The sequence below is a fragment of the Pseudomonas sp. P8_229 genome (assembly GCF_034008635.1).
GTDB lineage: Bacteria > Pseudomonadota > Gammaproteobacteria > Pseudomonadales > Pseudomonadaceae > Aquipseudomonas.
In genome coordinates this window covers 2,381,015-2,400,736 of the sequence record NZ_CP125378.1, presented here as the reverse complement: position 1 = coordinate 2,400,736, position 19,722 = coordinate 2,381,015, and the positions used below count along the sequence as shown (strand labels likewise).

At 60.6% G+C, this 19,722-nt stretch carries 18 protein-coding genes; 10 read left to right on the top strand and 8 right to left on the bottom strand.

Features of this window, described 5'->3' with window-relative positions:
• Nucleotides 1–30: 30 nt before the first annotated feature.
• Nucleotides 31–1,326, bottom strand: a complete 1,296-nt coding sequence (gene gbcA / locus QMK55_RS10915) for a glycine-betaine demethylase subunit GbcA (protein ID WP_102359033.1) — start codon at nt 1,324–1,326, stop codon at nt 31–33.
• Between the two features lie 296 nt (nt 1,327–1,622).
• Here gbcA and gbcB point away from each other — a divergent pair, with 296 nt between their 5' ends.
• A complete protein-coding gene (gene gbcB / locus QMK55_RS10910) occupies nt 1,623–2,723 on the top strand; it encodes a glycine-betaine demethylase subunit GbcB (protein WP_102359032.1) in 1,101 nt (366 codons plus the stop codon).
• A 120-nt stretch (nt 2,724–2,843) separates the two neighbouring features.
• Here the strand turns inward: gbcB and QMK55_RS10905 are convergent, their stop codons facing one another.
• The 3 genes from QMK55_RS10905 to QMK55_RS10895 form a co-directional block, all read right to left on the bottom strand.
• Complete coding sequence (locus QMK55_RS10905) at nt 2,844–3,668, bottom strand: NAD(P)-dependent oxidoreductase (RefSeq protein WP_320329161.1); 825 nt, start codon at nt 3,666–3,668, stop codon at nt 2,844–2,846.
• A gap of 140 nt (nt 3,669–3,808) precedes the next feature.
• Nucleotides 3,809–4,342 (bottom strand): REP-associated tyrosine transposase, encoded by a 534-nt coding sequence (locus QMK55_RS10900; protein ID WP_102359030.1) that lies wholly within the window; start codon nt 4,340–4,342, stop codon nt 3,809–3,811.
• Nucleotides 4,343–4,646: 304 nt separating this feature from the next.
• Nucleotides 4,647–5,687, bottom strand: coding sequence for a low specificity L-threonine aldolase (locus QMK55_RS10895; protein WP_016772826.1), 1,041 nt, complete (start codon nt 5,685–5,687; stop codon nt 4,647–4,649).
• A 126-nt stretch (nt 5,688–5,813) separates the two neighbouring features.
• On the opposite strand from QMK55_RS10895, the gene QMK55_RS10890 reads away from it, so the two are divergent.
• The 8 genes from QMK55_RS10890 (at nt 5,814) to fdhA (ending at nt 15,829) form a co-directional block, all read left to right on the top strand.
• On the top strand, nt 5,814–6,524 hold the full coding sequence (locus tag QMK55_RS10890; RefSeq protein ID WP_102359171.1) for a TraX family protein: 711 nt from the start codon (nt 5,814–5,816) through the stop codon (nt 6,522–6,524).
• 285 nt (nt 6,525–6,809) lie between these two features.
• Nucleotides 6,810–8,063 carry a serine hydroxymethyltransferase gene (gene glyA, locus QMK55_RS10885; protein ID WP_102359037.1) on the top strand — a complete coding sequence of 418 codons (1,254 nt, stop codon included), beginning with the start codon at nt 6,810–6,812 and terminating at the stop codon, nt 8,061–8,063.
• 20 nt (nt 8,064–8,083) lie between these two features.
• Nucleotides 8,084–9,334: a sarcosine oxidase subunit beta gene (locus tag QMK55_RS10880; RefSeq protein ID WP_003206307.1), complete on the top strand. Its 1,251-nt coding sequence runs from the start codon at nt 8,084–8,086 to the stop codon at nt 9,332–9,334.
• Nucleotides 9,335–9,348: 14 nt separating this feature from the next.
• Nucleotides 9,349–9,678: a sarcosine oxidase subunit delta gene (locus QMK55_RS10875; protein ID WP_320329160.1), complete on the top strand. Its 330-nt coding sequence runs from the start codon at nt 9,349–9,351 to the stop codon at nt 9,676–9,678.
• On the top strand, nt 9,675–12,692 hold the full coding sequence (locus QMK55_RS10870) for a sarcosine oxidase subunit alpha (RefSeq protein ID WP_320329159.1): 3,018 nt from the start codon (nt 9,675–9,677) through the stop codon (nt 12,690–12,692). Before QMK55_RS10875 ends, QMK55_RS10870 begins: the two co-directional genes overlap by 4 nt.
• 132 nt (nt 12,693–12,824) lie before the next feature.
• Nucleotides 12,825–13,457 carry a sarcosine oxidase subunit gamma gene (locus QMK55_RS10865; RefSeq protein WP_102358916.1) on the top strand — a complete coding sequence of 211 codons (633 nt, stop codon included), beginning with the start codon at nt 12,825–12,827 and terminating at the stop codon, nt 13,455–13,457.
• 139 nt (nt 13,458–13,596) lie between these two features.
• On the top strand, nt 13,597–14,454 hold the full coding sequence (gene purU, locus QMK55_RS10860; RefSeq protein WP_102358915.1) for a formyltetrahydrofolate deformylase: 858 nt from the start codon (nt 13,597–13,599) through the stop codon (nt 14,452–14,454).
• A gap of 175 nt (nt 14,455–14,629) precedes the next feature.
• Nucleotides 14,630–15,829 (top strand): formaldehyde dehydrogenase, glutathione-independent, encoded by a 1,200-nt coding sequence (fdhA, locus tag QMK55_RS10855; protein WP_102358914.1) that lies wholly within the window; start codon nt 14,630–14,632, stop codon nt 15,827–15,829.
• Nucleotides 15,830–15,897: 68 nt separating this feature from the next.
• Here the strand turns inward: fdhA and QMK55_RS10850 are convergent, their stop codons facing one another.
• The 3 genes from QMK55_RS10850 to QMK55_RS10840 form a co-directional block, all read right to left on the bottom strand.
• Complete coding sequence (locus tag QMK55_RS10850) at nt 15,898–16,374, bottom strand: DUF3757 domain-containing protein (protein WP_320329158.1); 477 nt, start codon at nt 16,372–16,374, stop codon at nt 15,898–15,900.
• A 153-nt stretch (nt 16,375–16,527) separates the two neighbouring features.
• Entirely contained in the window at nt 16,528–17,202 is a 675-nt protein-coding gene (locus tag QMK55_RS10845; RefSeq protein ID WP_320329157.1) for an anti-sigma factor domain-containing protein, read from the bottom strand.
• Nucleotides 17,199–17,834 (bottom strand): sigma-70 family RNA polymerase sigma factor, encoded by a 636-nt coding sequence (locus QMK55_RS10840; protein WP_320329156.1) that lies wholly within the window; start codon nt 17,832–17,834, stop codon nt 17,199–17,201. Before QMK55_RS10840 ends, QMK55_RS10845 begins: the two co-directional genes overlap by 4 nt.
• 148 nt (nt 17,835–17,982) lie before the next feature.
• On the opposite strand from QMK55_RS10840, the gene QMK55_RS10835 reads away from it, so the two are divergent.
• The gene (locus QMK55_RS10835; RefSeq protein WP_320329155.1) at nt 17,983–18,534 is read left to right on the top strand and encodes a DUF2780 domain-containing protein; all 552 of its coding nucleotides are present in this window, start codon (nt 17,983–17,985) and stop codon (nt 18,532–18,534) included.
• 14 nt (nt 18,535–18,548) lie between these two features.
• On the opposite strand, the gene QMK55_RS10830 is transcribed toward QMK55_RS10835, so the two are convergent.
• Complete coding sequence (locus QMK55_RS10830) at nt 18,549–19,436, bottom strand: acyltransferase (protein WP_102358909.1); 888 nt, start codon at nt 19,434–19,436, stop codon at nt 18,549–18,551.
• Between the last annotated feature and the right edge of the window lie 286 nt (nt 19,437–19,722).

Here is a 19,722-nt window from a genome sequence, read left to right as displayed (position 1 = left end):
CAGAGCGTGGGAACGATCAAGCAGAAGACATCAGCCTTGGACAGGCACACCTTTGAGGTACGGCGCAGGCTCGGCGCCAAGGTTGCTCAGCAAGCGCTCGCTGTACCAATCGACGAAGTTGACCACGCCAAATTCATAGGTCTTGGAGTACGGCCCAGGCTGGTAAGCCGTCGAGTTGATCCCGCGCTGGTTTTCTTCAGCCAGTCGACGGTCCTGATCGTTGGTCGCGTCCCATACCTGGCGCATGCGTTCGACGTCGTAGTCCACACCTTCGACCGCGTCCTTGTGCACCAGCCATTTGGTGGTGACCATGGTTTCCTGGGCGCTGATCGGCCACACGGTGAAGACGATGATGTGGTCGCCCATGCAGTGGTTCCACGAGTGCGGCAGGTGCAGGATGCGCATCGAACCCAGATCCGGGTTTTTAATGCGGCCCATCAGTTTCGCGCAGCCCTGTTTGCCGTCGAGGGTCATCGACACGGTGCCCTTGAGCAGCGGCATGCGCACGATACGGTTACGCAGGCCGAAACTGGCGTGGGCGTAAGGGATCTTCTCGGCTTCCCAGGCGGCGGCGGAGGCGGCGACGTGATCCTTGAACGCCTGATCGGCGCGCGGGTCGGTGACGTCGTCCCATTCCAGCAGGGTTTTCAGCAGTTCCGGGTGCGACGCGTTGCAGTGGTAGCACTCGCGGTTGTTTTCCAGCACCAGTTTCCAGTTGGCCTTTTCCATCAAGGTGGTGGTGATCGCCACCTTGGTGTTCTCCATGTCGTACGGTTCCATGTAGTGGTTCAGCGTCGACAGGAAGTCATCGATGGCCGGCGGGTTCTCGGCCAGGCTGATGAAGATGTAGCCGCCGGCGGTCTTCACGTGCACCGGTTTCAGGCCGTACTGCTTCATGTCGAAGTCGGCACCCATTTCGGTGCCGGCGAACAGCAGGCGACCGTCCAGCTCGTACGTCCACTGGTGGTAGTGGCAGACCAGTTTGGCGACCTTGCCTTTTTCACTGGTGCACAGACGCGAGCCACGGTGGCGGCAGACGTTGTGAAACGCATGCACCACGCCTTCGGCGCCACGGATGACGATGATCGGGTTCTTGCCGATCTGCAGCGTCAGGTAGTTGCCTTTGGCCGGGATCTCGCAGGTCATGCCGGCGATCAACCACTCTTTCTGGAAGATCTCCTGCATGTCGATATCGAACAACCGCTCGTCGCTGTAGAACGGTTGCGGCAGCGAAAACGTGCGCTCGCGCTCCTGGAGCATTTGTGCGGTGGCCTTGCGTGCGGGTTCCAGCGGATCGCCCAGGCTGATTTTTGCGGTGACGTCCATCGATGTGATCCTCATGGCCATCTGCGTGGCCGGCGAAAAGTGGCTGATCAGGTGTGCTGCTAACGGTTGCTACGCAAGGTGTAAAGAATTCGTCTTGGTGTGAGGCGAGTGTGGGGCCGGCGCTGGGCGGAACCTTATCCATGGGCGACATGGTGCAATCTGTTCCCGACGCGCAACCCCCGGTGATTGGGGGCTGGTCGCGATAAGTATGCCGATGTCGCGGATAGGTAAACGGACGGTCTGCGCTATACGCAGAATCGCCACATGAAGGCCGACAGTCGGCCGTGGAGAACAGCATGTCCAACAGCTTCCTGAATCCGGTCACCACCCAGACCTGGGCCAATGGCCGACACATCGTCCGGTGCGTCAAAGTCATCCAGGAAACCTGGGACGTGCGCACCTTCTGCTTCATGGCCGACCAGCCGATCCTGTTCTTCTTCAAGCCCGGGCAGTTCGTGACCCTGGAGCTGGAGATCGAAGGCCAGCCGATCATGCGTTCGTACACCATTTCCAGTTCGCCGTCGGTGCCCTACAGCTTCTCGGTGACCATCAAGCGCGTGCCGGGCGGCAAGGTTTCCAACTGGTTGCACGACACCCTTCATGAAGGGCAGGAGCTGGCGGTACACGGGCCGGTCGGGCTGTTCAATGCCATCGATTTCCCCAGTCCGAAAGTGCTCTATCTGAGCGGCGGCGTCGGCATCACGCCGTGCATGTCGATGGCGCGCTGGTTCTACGACACCAACGCCAACGTCGACATGACCTTTATCCACAGCGCGCGCTCGCCGAAAGACATCATTTATCACCGCGAACTGGAACACATGGCGTCGCGGATCGACAACTTCAGCCTGCACCTGATCTGCGAGAAACACGGGCTGGGCGAGCCGTGGGCCGGCTATCGCGGCTACCTCAATCACAAGATGCTCGAATTGATGGTGCCGGACTTCCTCGAGCGCGAAGTGTTCTGCTGCGGCCCTACGCCGTACATGAACGCGGTCAAGCGCCTGCTCGAAGTCGCCGGTTACGACATGAGCCGCTACCACGAGGAATCCTTCGGCGCCACGCCACCGGAAGCCCGCGCCGATGCGGTGGAACAAGCCGAGCAGGCCGCCGATGCGCCGGAAATCGACGCGGCGGATCTGCATCAGGTGGAATTCACCGCCTCCGGCAAGAGCATCCGCGTGGCCCCAGGTGAGACCGTGCATGCGGCGGCAGCCAAGCTTGGCCTGATGATTCCGAAAGCCTGCGGCATGGGGATTTGCGGCACGTGCAAGGTGATGAAACTGGGCGGCGAAGTGGAGATGGAGCACAACGGCGGGATTACCGAGGACGACGAGGCCGAGGGGTACATTCTGTCTTGCTGCAGCGTGCCTAAAGGCGACGTGCGCATCGAATTCTGACAGGCGCCTCAATTCCCTTGTAGGAGTGAGCCTGCTCGCGATAGCGTTAGATCAGTCAACATCTTCGTTGAATGTTCCGGCCTCATCGCGAGCAGGCTCACTCCTACAGGGTAAGGTATTTCAATCGACGAACAGGTCGGGCATCAGAGCGGCGTTGCTGCCCGGTTCAAAGCGGTACTGATCGAACTCAGTCACGCCGCTTTCGCGCAAAACTTCCTCATCTATCAACAGCCGCCCAGTGATCTGCCGCTGGCCGCTATTCAAAATCACATGCGCCGCATCCGCCATGATCGCAGGCAGGCGCGCATGCTTGAACGACTCGCGATTACCCAGCTGAAACTCGATCGCCGCCGTGGCAATCATCGTCTGCGGCCACAGCGAATTGACGCTGATCCCGTAACTGGCGAATTCCTCGCTCATGCCTACTGTCAGCATGCTCATGCCGTACTTGGTCACGGTGTAGGGGCTGTATTGCGCAAACCACTTGCTCGCCAGGTTCAGCGGCGGCGACAGGTTGAGAATGTGCCCGGCGGATTTTTTCAGATAGGGCAGGGCAGCCTGGCTGCACAGCAGCACGGCGCGGGTGTTGATCTGGTGCATCAGGTCGAAACGCTTGAGTTCGATGTGTTGCACGCCGGTCAGTTTGATCGCTCCGGCGTTGTTCACCAGTGCATCGATACCGCCGAAATGTTCGTTGGCTTGCGCGAGTGCCTGGCGCACGGCGTCTTCATCACGCACGTCCAGTTGCAATGCCAACGCTTGGCCGCCCGCCGCTTTGACTTCGGCGGCGACGCTGTGGATGGTGCCGGGTAATTTCGGATGGGCTTCGGCGCTCTTCGCCGCAATGACGATATTGGCCCCGTCCCTGGCGGCCCGCAGCGCAATCTCACGGCCGATGCCACGGCTGGCGCCGGTGATGAACAGGGTTTTGCCTTGTAACGACATGCCGATGCTCCTGCTTATTGTTATGTGAGCGGAGGCTCGACAGACAATGTAGACCAAGCGGATCAGGTAACACTGTCTCCGCCATTGATCGTTCCCACGCTCCGCGTGGGAATGCAGCCCGGGACGCTCAGCGTCCCTTATCAGTACCAGCACTGAACCTCAATCAGTCCCGGCATTCCCACGTAGTTGCTTGCGCTCGAATAACGCCAATGCTCCGGCAAATCCACATACCCACGTTTGACCGGGTTGTTGTGAATGTATTCAAGCTTCTGTCGCATGACCGATTCGCTGTAAACCATCTCTGCGTGGGAGCCTTCCTGCCACAGCTGGTACACCCGATCCTGTTTGTGTGCGCGTTTGCTGAAGCGAAGCCGTTGCAGTGCTTTATCAGCGCCTTTGCTTTGCAGGTCATCAATAATCTGTCGAGCGGTGAAAGATTTGAACTGACTGAGGCATTTGCTCAGGTCGGGTGCCTGGGCGACGAAGTGAAGATGGTTTTCCAGGATCACGTAGCCGTACAGTTTCAGATCGTGATGAGTCTGTTGATAACGCCAGCAGTTGAGCAGGTGGTCGACGATGTATGGGCGGATGAACAGCGGTAACCATTCCATGATCGTACAGGTCAGAAAATGCGGTTTGTCGGTTTCGGTAATGGTGTAGCGGCTGCGGCCCATGGGATTCTTCCTTGAATCTTGCGGTGCATTGGAGATGGAACGCGGAGCGTCCCGGGATGCGTTACCACGCGGAGCGTGGGAACGATCAGGGTGAGGCGGGCGAAGAGATCGCGCTAGAAGAGAAGTCTGGTCTTGCGGTGGGAAAAGTCATTCCCGGCCGAAGATCATTCCCACGCTCTGCGTGGGAATGCAGCCACTGACGCTCTGCGTCATAGCGGTGTTTAGCATCTGGGGCTGGAACGCGGAGCGTCCCGGGAGGCATTCCCACGCGGAGCGTGGGAATGATCAGTGCGGTGGCGGGAGGTCAGGCGGACATGACTTCGCGGATGTCGCGGGCCAGTTCGCGGACGCGTTCTTCTTCGGTGTCCCAGGAGCACATGAAGCGCGCGCCGCCCTTGCCGATGAAGGTGTAGAAGCGCCAGTTCTTCGCGGTCAGCGCGGCGATCGCCGGCTCCGACAGTTGCAGGAACACGCCGTTGGCCTGCACCGGGAACATCAGCTCCACGCCCGGAATGTCGCTGACCAGCTCGGCCAGCAGTTGCGCGCAGTGGTTGGCGTGACGGGCGTATTTGAGCCAGGCATCGTTTTCGAGGATGCCGACCCACGGTGCCGAGAGGAAGCGCATTTTCGACGCCAGTTGCCCGGCCTGTTTGCAGCGGTAATCGAAGTCTTCCGCCAGTTTGTGGTTGAAGAACAGGATCGCTTCACCCACGGCCATACCGTTTTTCGTGCCGCCGAAACACAGCACGTCAACACCGGCCTTCCAGGTCAGATCTGCCGGCGAGCAGCCGAGGAAGGCGCAGGCGTTGGAGAAACGCGCGCCGTCCATGTGCAGGTGCAGGCCCAGTTCCTTGCAGGTGGCGCTGATGGCGCGGACTTCTTCCGGGGTGTAGACGCTGCCGACTTCGGTGGCTTGAGTCAGCGTTACAACGCGCGGTTTCGGGTAGTGAATGTCCTGACGCTTGAGGGCGACTTCGCGGATCGACTGCGGGGTGATCTTGCCGTTTTCAGTGCCGGCGATCAGCAGTTTCGAACCGTTGGAGAAGAATTCCGGAGCGCCGCATTCGTCGGTTTCGACGTGGGCGGTTTCCGAGCAGATCACGCTGTGGTAACTCTGGCACAGCGACGACAGCGCCAGGGAGTTGGCGGCGGTGCCGTTGAAGGCGAAGAACACTTCGCAGTCGGTTTCGAACAGTTTGCGGAAATGGTCGGCCGCGCGTGCGGTCCATTCATCGTCGCCATAAGCGCGCTGGTGGCCGTGGTTGGCCTGTTCCATCGCAGCCCAGGCTTCAGGGCAGATACCGGAGTAGTTGTCGCTGGCGAATTGTTGGCTCTTGTCGGTCATGGCCGGCTTCCGTGGTCGAGACTCTTGTGAAGGCTCGTGGTCAATGATGATGCGCACTTTACCGAAGATCTTCCGGGGAGCACACGAGATGTCGCTGTCAGAAAATTACCAGTTTGTGGCCCGATTATGCACGTGACTAAACGCGACGGCGCGCTGGATTTGCTCAAGTGGCTGGCGCTGCTGAGCATGCTGCTCGATCACCTGCGATATGTCGGGATCAGCGCCGATTGGCTGTATGTTCCGGGGCGGATGGCCTTCCCGTGGTTTTGTCTGGCGATGGCGGCGAATCTCTCTCGTGCCGGTGCGCAGAAGACCGAATGGCGCTATCTGGGCTGGTTACTGCTGTTCAGCGCGGTCAGCGAGATTCCCTACCGCTTGTACATTCCGGATCCCGACACCTTGAACGTGATGCCTACCCTGGCGCTGGGACTGCTGGTGGCGCGGGGTTGGCAGGATCGGACGCTGCTGTCGCGGCTGCTGGGCGTCGGAGCCTTGCTGTTGGCGACGCTGTTTTCGCAATGGCTGATGTTCGGCTTGTTTGGCGTGTTGCTGCCGCTGGCGCTGCTGTGGGTGATTCGTCGCCCCTGGTATTTCAGCCTGCTGCCGGGGCTGGTGTGTCTGGCGGGCAATCAGTGGCAGGTGTTGTATGAGGCGGCGGAGTTCGGCAACTACGTGGCGGTGTTCGGCATCGCGGCATGCTTGATTGCGCCAATGCTTGGGTTGTTCTTGTTGCGACATTCCCGTTCTATCCATCCGCTGCCCATGCGCCGCTGGGCCTACGCGCTCTATCCCCTGCATTTCCTCCTGCTGTTCACCATCCGCGCGGCCTGCACATAACCCCTGTGGGAGCGAGCCTGCTCGCGAAAGCGGTCTGTCAGCCAACTTCTATGTCGGAGGTGCCGGTCTCTTCGCGAGCAGGCTCGCTCCCACAGGGGATCTCCACGGATTCGAGGGATGCGTTCGACCAGCCATTTCGAACCATGTCGTAAACGCACCTTTGCGTGGCGTCCGTAGGCATTTGAGCTGTCTGCGCCGGTCATACCATCGCATCAAAGGGCACTGTCGCAAGCGGCGGGCCTGACCAAGACAAAATGGCGCACCGACGCCGCCGGGAGAGACGCGATGTTCAGCAAGCAAGACCAGATCCAGGGTTACGACGATGCACTGCTGGCGGCGATGAATGCCGAGGAGCAACGTCAGGAAGATCACATCGAGCTGATCGCGTCGGAAAACTACACCAGCAAACGCGTGATGGAAGCGCAAGGCAGCGGCCTGACCAACAAATACGCTGAGGGTTATCCGGGCAAGCGCTACTACGGCGGTTGCGAGCATGTGGATAAAGTCGAAGCGCTGGCCATCGAGCGCGCCAAGCAGCTGTTCGGCGCCGATTACGCCAACGTCCAGCCGCACTCCGGTTCGTCGGCCAACAGCGCCGTGTACCTGGCGCTGATCCAGCCGGGCGACACCATCCTCGGCATGAGCCTGGCCCACGGCGGTCACCTGACCCACGGCGCCAAAGTGTCGTCCTCGGGCAAGCTGTACAACGCGGTGCAGTACGGGATCAACACCGACACCGGGCTGATCGATTACGACGAAGTCGAGCGTCTGGCCGTCGAGTGCAAGCCGAAGATGATCGTTGCCGGTTTCTCCGCCTATTCCAAGACCCTGGACTTCCCGCGCTTCCGCCAGATCGCCGACAAGGTCGGTGCGCTGCTGTTCGTCGACATGGCCCACGTGGCCGGTCTGGTTGCCGCTGGTCTGTATCCGAACCCGCTGCCGTACGCCGACGTGGTCACCACCACCACGCACAAAACCCTGCGCGGTCCACGTGGCGGCTTGATCCTGGCCAAGTCCAACGAAGAGATCGAGAAGAAGCTCAACGCTGCGGTATTCCCCGGCGCCCAGGGCGGTCCGTTGATGCACGTCATCGCCGGTAAGGCGGTGTGCTTCAAGGAAGCGCTGGAGCCTGGCTTCAAGGCCTATCAGCAGCAAGTGATCGACAACGCCAAGGCGATGGCCAGCGTGTTTATCAAACGTGGCTACGATGTAGTGTCCGGCGGTACCGACAACCACCTGTTCCTGGTCAGCCTGATCCGTCAGGGCCTGACCGGCAAAGAGGCTGACGCTGCCCTCGGCCGCGCGCACATCACCGTCAACAAGAACGCCGTGCCGAACGACCCGCAATCGCCGTTCGTGACCTCGGGCCTGCGCATCGGCACCCCGGCGGTCACCACGCGTGGCTTCAAGGTCGCCCAGTGCGAAGTGCTGGCCGGCTGGATCTGCGACATTCTCGATAACCTCGGTGACGCCGATGTTGAAGCGAATGTGGCCAAGAACGTCGCGGCACTGTGCGCCGACTACCCGGTTTATCGCTGAGCGGTTTGGAGTAAATGACTATGCAACGCTATTCGGGCTTCGGCCTCTTCAAACACTCCCTCAGCCACCACGAAAACTGGCAGCGCATGTGGCGCACGCCAACGCCGAAGAAGGTCTACGACGTGGTCATCGTCGGCGGCGGCGGGCACGGTCTGGCGACTGCCTACTATCTGGCGAAAGAGCACGGCATCACCAACGTCGCCGTGGTCGAGAAGGGCTGGCTGGGCGGCGGTAACACCGCGCGCAACACCACCATCGTGCGCTCCAACTACCTGTGGGACGAGTCGGCGCACCTCTACGAACACGCGATGAAATTGTGGGAAGGCCTGTCGCAGGACCTGAACTACAACGTGATGTTCTCCCAGCGTGGCGTTTACAACCTGTGCCACACCCTGCAGGACATTCGTGATTCCGAGCGTCGGGTCAGCGCCAACCGCCTCAACGGCGTCGACGGCGAACTGCTCAACGCCAAGCAAGTGGCCGACGAGATCCCGTACCTCGACTGCTCGAAAAACACCCGTTACCCGGTGATGGGCGCAACTGTTCAGCGTCGCGGTGGCGTCGCCCGTCACGATGCCGTGGCCTGGGGCTTTGCCCGTGCCGCCGACGCCCTCGGTGTGGACTTGATCCAACAGACCGAAGTGATCGGCTTCCGCAAGGAAAACGGCGTGTGCATCGGTGTTGAAACCAACAAAGGCTTCATCGGCGCCAAGCGCGTCGGTGTGGTGACCGCCGGTAACTCCGGGCACATGGCCAAACTCGCCGGTTTCCGTCTGCCGATCGAATCCCACCCGCTGCAGGCGCTGGTGTCCGAGCCGATCAAACCGATTATCGACAGCGTGATCATGTCCAACGCCGTGCACGGTTACATCAGCCAGTCCGACAAGGGCGACCTGGTGATCGGCGCCGGTATCGACGGCTACAACGGCTACGGCCAGCGCGGTTCGTACCCGGTGATCGAGCACACCATTCAGGCCATCGTCGAGATGTTCCCGGTGTTGTCCCGCGTACGCATGAACCGCCAGTGGGGCGGTATCGTCGACACCACCCCGGACGCTTGCCCGATCATTTCGAAAACTCCGGTACCGAACATGTTCTTCAACTGCGGTTGGGGCACCGGCGGCTTCAAGGCCACACCTGGCTCGGGCAACGTGTTTGCCGCAAGCCTGGCCAAGGGTGAAATGCACCCATTGGCTGCACCGTTTTCCATCGACCGTTTCCACAACGGCGCACTCATCGACGAACACGGCGCTGCTGCCGTCGCCCACTAACAGGAGAAATCCCCATGTTGCATATCTTCTGTCCTCACTGCGGCGAACTGCGCTCCGAAGAGGAATTCCACGCATCCGGTCAGGCGCATATCCCGCGCCCACTGGATCCAGGCGCCTGCACCGACGAGGAGTGGGGCGACTACATGTTCTTCCGCGATAACCCGCGCGGTCTGCACCACGAGTTGTGGGATCACGTCGCCGGTTGCCGCCAGAACTTCAACGTCACCCGCGACACCGTGACCTACGAGATTCTCGAAACCTACAAGATCGGCACCAAGCCGCAATTCACCGACAAGGCTGATACGGCGAAAACAGCCACGACGGCGCTGGGAGAGAAGGTATGAGCCAGACCAATCGCCTGTCCAACGGTGGACGGATCGACCGCAACAAAGTGCTGAGCTTTACCTTCAACGGTCAGAGCTACAAAGGCTTCGAGGGTGACTCGCTGGCCGCCGCACTGATCGCCAACGGCGTCGACATCATTGGCCGCAGCTTCAAGTATTCGCGTCCTCGCGGGATTTTCGCCGCCGGTGCCGAAGAGCCGAACGCGGTGCTGCAGATCGGCGCGACCGAAGCTACGCAGATTCCCAACGTGCGCGCCACGCAACAGGCGCTGTATCAAGGTCTGGTTGCGACCAGCACCAACGGTTGGCCGAGCGTCAACAACGACATGATGGGCATTCTCGGCAAGGTCGGCGGCAAGCTGATGCCGCCGGGTTTCTACTACAAAACCTTCATGTACCCGCAATCGTTCTGGATGACCTACGAGAAGTACATTCGCAAGGCTGCCGGTCTCGGCCGTTCGCCGACTGAAGTCGATCCGGACACCTACGACTACATGAACCAGCACTGCGACGTGCTGATCGTCGGCGCTGGGCCGGCCGGTCTCGCCGCTGCACTGGCCGCTGCGCGCAGCGGTGCCCGAGTGATTCTTGCCGATGAGCAGGAAGAGTTCGGCGGCAGCCTGCTCGATTCCCGTGAAAGCCTCGATGGCAAGCCGGCGATGGAATGGGTAGCCAGCGTCATCACCGAACTGAAGAACACTCCGGATGTGCTGCTGTTGCCGCGCGCCACGGTCAACGGTTACCACGACCACAACTTCCTGACCATTCACGAACGCCTCACCGATCACCTCGGTGACCGCGCGCCAATCGGTCAGGTGCGTCAGCGTATTCACCGTGTCCGCGCCAAGCGTGTCGTGCTGGCGACCGGTGCTTGCGAGCGTCCGCTGGTCTACGGCAACAACGACGTGCCGGGCAACATGCTGGCTGGTGCGGTGTCGACTTACGTGCGCCGCTACGGCGTAGCACCGGGCAAGAAACTCGTGCTGTCGACCAACAACGATCACGCCTATCGTGTGGCGCTGGACTGGCTCGACGCCAGTCTGCAAGTGGTCGCCATCGCCGATGCCCGTAGCAATCCGCGTGGTGCGCTGGTGGAAGAAGCCCGCGCCAAAGGCATCCGCATTCTCACCGGCAGCGCCGTGATCGAAGCCCGTGGCAGCAAGCGCGTCACCGCTGCCCGCGTTGCCGCGATCGATGTCAAAGCGCACGCTGTGACCAGTCCTGGCGAATGGCTCGACTGCGATGTGATCGCCAGTTCCGGCGGTTACAGCCCGGTGGTTCACTTGGCTTCGCACCTCGGTGGCAAGCCGACCTGGCGTGAAGATATCCTCGGTTTCGTACCGGGCGAAGCACCGCAGAAACGCGTGTGCGTCGGTGGCATCAACGGTGTTTACGGTCTCGGTGATTCGCTGGCTGATGGTTTCGAAGGGGGCGTGCGCGCTGCCGCTGAAGCCGGTTTCCAGACCGTCGAAGGCGTGCTGCCGAAAGCCCTCAGCCGTCACGAAGAACCGACGTTGGCGCTGTTCCAGGTGCCGCATGAAAAGAACACCGCACGGGCGCCGAAGCAATTCGTCGACCTGCAGAACGACGTCACCGCCGCCGCCATCGAACTGGCGACCCGCGAAGGTTTCGAATCGGTCGAGCACGTCAAACGCTACACCGCGCTGGGCTTCGGCACCGATCAGGGCAAGCTCGGCAACGTCAACGGCCTGGCGATTGCCGCTCGTTCGCTGAACGTGACCATCCCGCAGATGGGCACCACGATGTTCCGCCCGAACTACACGCCAGTAACTTTCGGCGCCGTGGCCGGTCGTCACTGTGGGCACATCTTCGAACCGGTGCGTCACACCGCGCTGCATGCCTGGCATGTGAACAACGGCGCCGAGTTTGAAGACGTCGGCCAGTGGAAACGTCCGTGGTACTTCCCGAAAAACGGTGAAGACCTGCACGCGGCCGTGAAGCGCGAATGCAAAGCCGTACGCGACAGCGTCGGCCTGCTCGACGCCTCGACCCTGGGCAAGATCGACATTCAAGGCCCGGATGCCCGCGAGTTCCTCAACCGTGTGTACACCAACGCCTGGACCAAGCTTGACGTGGGCAAGGCGCGTTACGGCCTGATGTGCAAAGAAGACGGCATGGTCTTCGACGACGGTGTGACGGCGTGTCTGGCCGACAACCATTTCGTCATGACCACCACCACGGGCGGCGCGGCTCGCGTGCTGCAATGGCTGGAGCTGTACCACCAGACCGAATGGCCGGAGATGAAGGTGTATTTCACCTCCGTCACCGACCACTGGGCGACCATGACCCTGTCCGGGCCGAACAGCCGCAAGCTGCTCAGCGCCGTGACCGACATCGATCTGAGCAACGAAGCGTTTCCGTTCATGACCTGGAAAGAAGGTCTGGTCGGCGGTGTACCGGCGCGGGTGTTCCGCATCTCGTTCACCGGTGAGCTGTCGTACGAAGTCAACGTCCAGGCCGACTACGCGATGGGTGTGCTGGAGAAAATCGTCGAGGCTGGCAAGCAATACAACCTAACCCCTTACGGCACTGAAACCATGCACGTACTGCGTGCCGAGAAGGGTTTCATCATCGTCGGTCAGGACACCGACGGCTCGATGACTCCGGACGACCTGAACATGGGCTGGTGTGTGGGGCGCACCAAACCGTTCTCGTGGATCGGCCAGCGCGGCATGAACCGTGAAGACTGCGTGAAGGATCAGCGTAAGCAACTGGTCGGTTTGAAGCCGATCGATCCGAATGTCTGGCTGCCGGAAGGTGCGCAGTTGGTGTTCAACACCAAGCAGGCGATCCCGATGACCATGGTTGGCCACGTGACTTCCAGTTACGCGCACAACTCCCTTGGTTATTCGTTTGCCATGGGTGTGGTCAAGGGCGGTCTGAAGCGCATGGGCGAGCGAGTATTTGCCCCGCTGGCCGATGGCAGCGTGATCGAGGCGGAGATTGTGTCTTCGGTGTTCTTCGATCCGAAGGGTGATCGCCAGAACATCTGACACTGATCGTTCCCACGCTCTGCGTGGGAATGCATCCCGGGACGCTCTGCGTCCCAAGAGCGGACGCAGAGCGTCCATGGCGGCATTCCCACGCAGAGCGTGGGAACGATCAAGAATTCAGGAAGGTGCTTTATGACCACAGCCAATGTTTACCAACAACGCCCGACCACCGGGGCCCGTGCCGAGTCGTCGCTGCACCATGCCGACCTCGCCAGCCTGGTCGGCAAGGGTCGCAAGAACGCCGGCGTGACCGTGCGTGAAAAGAAACTTCTCGGTCACCTGACCCTCCGTGGCGATGGCCACGATGCGGCGTTTGCCGCCGGTGTGCACAAGGCCCTGGGCATCGAATTGCCCGGCGCCCTGAGCGTGATCGTCAAAGGCGAGACCAGCCTGCAATGGATGGGCCCGGACGAGTGGCTGCTGATCGTGCCGAGCGGTGAAGAGTTCGCCGCCGAGCAGAAACTGCGCGAAGCGCTCGGCGATCTGCACATCGCGATCGTCAACGTCAGCGGCGGCCAGCAAGTGCTCGAACTGAGCGGGCCGAACGTGCGTCAGGTGCTGATGAAATCCACCAGCTACGACGTACACCCGAACAACTTCCCGGTCGGCAAAGCGGTCGGCACGGTGTTCGCCAAGTCGCAGCTGATGATTCGTCATACCGCTGAAGACACCTGGGAACTGCTGATCCGCCGCAGCTTCTCGGATTACTGGTGGTTGTGGTTGCAGGATGCATCGGCCGAATACGGGTTGAGCGTTCAGGCTTGATGGATGATCGTTCCCACGTCGAGGCGTCGAACCGTCTGCGTGGGAATGCATCTCGGGACGCTCCGCGTCCCAAAAGCGGACGCAGAGCGTCCATGGCGGCATTCCCACGCAGAGCGTGGGAACGATCAGAGGAAAAAATATGAGCCGCGCCCCAGACACATGGATTCTGACCGCCGACTGCCCCAGCGTGCTCGGCACGGTGGACGCGGTGACGCGTTTTCTGTTCGAGCAGGGTTGCTACGTCACCGAGCACCACTCGTTCGATGACCGGCTCTCGGGACGTTTCTTCATTCGCGTGGAATTCCGTCAACCCGACGGCTTCGACGAGCAGTCTTTCCGTTCCGGTCTCGCTGAGAGGGGTCAGGCGTTCGGCATGATCTTCGAGCTGACCGCACCGAACTACCGGCCGAAAGTGGTGATCATGGTCTCCAAGGCCGATCACTGCCTCAACGACTTGCTCTACCGCCAGCGCATCGGCCAGTTGTCGATGGACGTCGCGGCAGTGGTGTCCAATCACCCGGACCTCAAGCCTTTGGCCGATTGGCACCAGATCCCCTATTACCACTTCCCCCTCGACCCCAACGACAAACCGTCTCAGGAGCGTCAGGTGTGGCAGGTGATCGAAGAGTCCGGCGCCGAACTGGTGATCCTCGCCCGCTACATGCAGGTGCTGTCGCCGGAGCTGTGCCGCAAGCTCGATGGCAAGGCGATCAACATCCATCACTCGTTGCTGCCGGGGTTCAAGGGCGCCAAGCCGTATCACCAGGCCTACAACAAGGGCGTGAAACTGGTGGGCGCGACGGCGCATTACATCAATAACGACCTCGACGAAGGGCCGATCATCGCCCAGGGCGTCGAGGCGGTGGATCACAGTCATTACCCTGAGGATCTGATTGCCAAGGGGCGCGATATTGAAGGCCTGACGTTGGCGCGGGCGGTGGGTTATCACATTGAGCGGAGGGTGTTCCTTAACGCCAATCGCACGGTCGTTCTTTAGATAGCTATCGCGAGCAGGCTCACTCCTACAAGGGTACGCATTCCAATGCAGGAGTGAGCCTGCTCGCGATAGGGCCATAACTGACAACGCAAGACCAACAAGCAATAACCCGAGCACTTAACGCGCTGCCTGCCTGGGCAACGCGGTTTCATAAAAACAACAGCGAGGTGAAAGCATGTCTGGCAATCGTGGTGTGGTGTATCTCGGCGCTGGCAAGGTCGAAGTACAGAAAATCGACTATCCGAAAATGCAGGACCCGCGTGGCAGGAAGATCGAACACGGTGTGATCCTGCGTGTGGTGTCCACCAACATTTGTGGCTCCGACCAGCACATGGTGCGTGGCCGGACAACGGCACAGACCGGTCTGGTGCTGGGCCATGAAATCACCGGCGAAGTGATCGAAAAGGGTTCCGACGTCGAGAACCTGAAAATCGGCGACCTGGTCTCCGTGCCGTTCAACGTGGCTTGCGGGCGCTGCCGTTCCTGCAAGGAGCAACACACTGGCGTCTGCCTGACCGTCAACCCGGCCCGTGCCGGCGGTGCCTACGGTTATGTCGACATGGGTGACTGGACCGGCGGCCAGGCCGAATACGTGCTGGTGCCGTACGCTGACTTCAACCTGCTGAAACTGCCGGACCGCGACAAGGCCATGGAGAAAATCCGCGATCTGACGTGCCTCTCCGACATCCTGCCAACCGGTTATCACGGCGCGGTCACTGCCGGCGTTGGCCCGGGCAGCACCGTTTACATTGCGGGCGCTGGTCCGGTCGGTCTGGCCGCTGCGGCCTCGGCGCGCCTGCTGGGCGCTGCGGTGGTGATCGTCGGCGACGTCAACACCATCCGCCTGGCTCACGCCAAGGCCCAGGGTTTTGAAGTGGTCGACCTGTCCAAGGACACACCGCTGCACGAACAGATCGCCGCGCTGCTGGGCGAACCGGAAGTCGATTGTGCAGTGGACTGCGTGGGCTTCGAAGCCCGTGGCCACGGTCATGACGGGGTCAAATCCGAAGCCCCGGCCACCGTGCTCAACTCACTGATGGGCGTGGTGCGTGTCGCCGGCAAGATCGGTATCCCGGGCCTGTACGTCACCGAAGACCCGGGCGCTGTCGATGCCGCCGCGAAAATGGGCAGCCTGAGCATCCGCTTCGGTCTGGGCTGGGCCAAATCCCACAGCTTCCACACCGGTCAGACCCCGGTGATGAAGTACAACCGCCAACTGATGCAGGCCATCATGTGGGACCGCATCAACATCGCCGAAGTGGTTGGCGTGCAGGTGATCAGCCTCGACCAGGCGCCGGAAGGTTACGGCGAGTTCGATGCCGGTGTGCCGAAGAAGTTTGTGATCGATCCGCATAAATTGTTTAGTGCGGCGTAAGCGCAATGCAAAACGGCGACCTCAGGGTCGCCGTTTCTAATCTTCCTTCACGCGCCAGATGCAGCTTTTCAGTTCAGTTTGAACGCACATTTCGCAGGTTCTTTCGCTTCACAATCCAACTTGCTCACAGCTGCTGTGCTGACGCTGCCTTCTGGCTGTTTGCCCCACTGGGGAGAGGCGGTTGTGATCTCTTTTCCGGGTTTGAGCACCATGGTCGCGTTGGCCTCTTCATTACCTGCACCTTGCCCCTCATACCGACAAATGACGCTCCAGACCCTGGATTTTTTCGGGTCTGTCTTATCAATAACTTCTGGCTGGATACGCGCCGATGTGAAAGCGAGTTTTTCCTTATCGCTTTCTCCGGTCCATTTATCTCCACCAGTCCATTCAAGCTTCTGGCTCGCAGCAGCAAAGGGGGCTTTGTATTCGAATCCACCGCCAGGTAGTGCGGTTTGGGATATCTGTGAAACCTCCGGGCATTGTTCCGCATTCACATTGCTCATCGCAGCCAAGCCAAGAATGGCGGTAGCAATTTTCAGCTTCATTGTCGGTACTCCGTTACAGGACAGGAGCAGCAATGTTGGCTAGTCAGGTACTTATCGACCACTGTCAGATCTGACAGTTGTATAGCCCCATTTGAAATAATGAAACGAATATTCACTAAGAAAATGATCCAAGGTATCAACCGATTTCGGCACTCAGAGTGCCGCCAGTGCGCCTTGATATAGAACCGGCCCCGTAGGCTGCCCAGTCGGTGAACCACCCTTCGGCTCCAGGCTCACAGCCAGCGCAATCGGTTTCCCGATCAACACTTTCTGCGCCTCGCTCAACTCCACCTTGCCTTTGCCTCCCGCCGGAATCACACCCAGCGAGATCGGCTTGCCATCTGCCGGAATCGCCCACAGTTCCAGGCTGTGATCAGGCGCGACGGCGGCCAGTGTCAGCGGCTCGACTTGCAGGTAATCCGCATGCGCCTCGACCTTCAGCGCCGGTTGCGCCTCGGCGGTCAGCAGGGTGGCGCTGTAGCGGGTGTCGTCGCGGTTGTACAGCGAACCGAGGAACACCAGCACGACAATCGAGCAAGCTGCTGCCGTGAGTCGTAGCCAATTCCAGAACGGAGGTTTCTCGGGTACATGCAGCACTTGCGGTTCGATGCGCGCGGTGATGCCTTGCCACACGCGGTCAGGCACCGGATGTTCCGGCAAGGATTCGGTGAGGCTGACCAGCGCTTCCTGCCACTGCGCCAGTTCGGCACGCAGCGCCGCGTCATCCAGCAGCAATTGTTCAAAACGCCGACGTGCGGGCGCAGACATCAGGCCGATGGCGTAATCGGCGGCGAGGGCGCGGCGCAGGGCGGGGGTCTGGTAGTTCATGATTCAAGGCACCGGCGCAGGCGTTCGATGCCGCGGCGGATCCATGATTTGACCGTCCCCAGCGGCGTCGCGAGGTGTTCGGCGAGTTCCGTACACGACAATCCCTGAAAGTAGGCCACAGTGATCGACTGGCGCTGCATGCTTTCAAGCGTTTCCAGGCAACGGTTCAACGCATGAGCCTCGCGGGCGCTGTCCAGTTGTTCGTGGGCCGAAGGACTTTCATCCGACAGCGCGTCCTGTTCCAGATCGGTCAGCGGGCGTTCGCGCTGTTTGCGCAACTGGTCGATGGCTTGATTGCGGGTGATGTTGATCATCCAGGTCAGCGGCGCCGACAAGTGCGCTTCGTAGCGCGAGGCGTTGTTCCAGATGCGCACAAAGGCTTCCTGTAACACTTCTTCAGCCAGATCCGCACGGCCCATGAAGCGCAGGGCCACGCCGTGCAGGTGCGGGCCGACGCTGCGATAGAGGGTTTCGAACGCGCGACGGTCACCCAGTGAACACTGGGCCAACAGGTGTCGCAACTGATCGGTGTCGGCGATGGAAATGACGGCTCTCCAGGCAATGGACGGGTGACGAGGGCAGCGCTCGGGCTGTTCACAGGCTAGTTCAGCGACAGCGCTTGTGCCATTCATCTCGGGCTATCCGCGGTTTCACGTTTTATATACGTGGCTATCCTGAAAATGGATGCGCCGGTGAGGAACATGCCGGCCGAAACCCTGTCAAACCGGCAGTTTTGCCGCTCATTGAAGGGCGGTTACCACAGCGCAAGAGGATGTCTGAATGAAGATTTCACGCGGTATTGCCTTGGCTTCACTGATGACCCTTGCAGCGAGCCCGGTGTTCGCCGGCTTCAGTCTGGACGATGTGACCAAAGCGGCTTCGAGCATGCAGGGCGGTAACGCTGCTACCGCCGCCGCGCCGACCTCGGAAACGGCAGGTTTGCTGCAAGCAGTCACCGGTCTAGGGGTGACGCCGCAGCAAGCCGTCGGTGGCACCAGTGCGATGTTTGGTCTGGCGAAGAACAAGCTCAGCGGCAGCGATTATTCGGAACTGGCCAAGAGCGTTCCGGGGCTCGACAAGCTCTCGGGCGGTGCCGGTCAGTTGGGCGCGTTGAGCAGCGTACTGGGCAGCTCCGGCAAATCGGCGGGTCTGGAAAATGCTCTGGGCAATGTGAAAGACACCAGTGACCTGAACAGCGCGTTCGGCGCACTGGGCATGAACGACAGCATGGTCGGCCAGTTTGCCCCGGTGATCCTCAAGTACCTGGGCGACCAGGGCGTTGGCGGTTCGCTGCTGAAAACCCTCGGTGGTGTCTGGGGCGTCGGCGGTTGACCGACCCCCGCTGATCAGCCGCGCTCGCCGCGCAGTGCGGTGATGCGCTGATCCTTCTCGGTCCAGAGTTGGTTGACCCAGCTCTGGACCTGTTCGCGAAACAGCGGATCGTTCTCGTAATCGCCCTGTGACAGCGCCGGGTCGAGTTCGCGGGTCTGGATGTCGACAATCACGCGCGGCACGCCGCCGCTGATCAGATCCCAGAACCCCGGAATCTTCTGCTGTGGATAAACCACGGTCACGTCGAGCAGTGCATCCAGTTGTTCCCCCATCGCTGCCAGAACAAACGCCACACCGCCCGCCTTGGGCTTGAGCAGGTGCTTGAACGGTGACTGCTGCTGCGCGCTTTTTGCTGCGGTGTAGCGTGTGCCTTCCAGATAATTCACCACCGTTACTGGCTGGCGTTTGAACAGCTCGCAGGCCTGTCGGGTGATTTCCAGATCCTTGCCCGCCAGCTCCGGGTGCCTGGCCAGGAACGCCTTGCTGTAGCGTTTCATGAACGGGTAATCCAGTGCCCACCACGCCAGACCGAGGAACGGCACCCAGATCAGCTCTTTCTTGAGGAAGAACTTGAAGAACGGCGTGCGCCGGTTGAGGGTCTGGATCAGCGCCGGAATGTCGACCCACGACTGGTGGTTGCTGACCACCAGATACGAGGTGTCACCGCGCAGGTTTTCGCCGCCGCGAATGTCCCATTGGGTGGGGATGCACAGACGAAAGATCAGCTTGTCGATCTCGGCCCAGGTCTCGGCGATCCACATCACCGCCCACGACGCATAATCACGCCAGCGCCCGGGCGCGATCAGCTTGAGCAGGGCAAAGACCATCAATGGCCCGATCAGGATCAGGGTGTTGAGCAACAGCAGCAGGGTGACGAAACAGCCGGTGAGCAGGCGGCGCATAAGCAACTCTATGAAGGCGGATAGGCGCGCCATGATAAGTGGCTTCGGGCGACAGGCCAAATCGGGGGTGACGAATGTTTCACTTTTGGGCAGCTATGCTGGAGCCAATTATTGTGTTGGCAGTCTGGCCCCTTCGCGAGCAAGCCCGCTCCCACATTGGATCTACTGTGTACATGCTGACTTCAGCACACCACTAATCCCCTGTGGGAGCGGGCTTGCTCGCGAAGGCGTACTCAAGGCGAACCAATTGCTTGCCGGCTGTCTAAAGTCTCGCGTCTGACGCCCT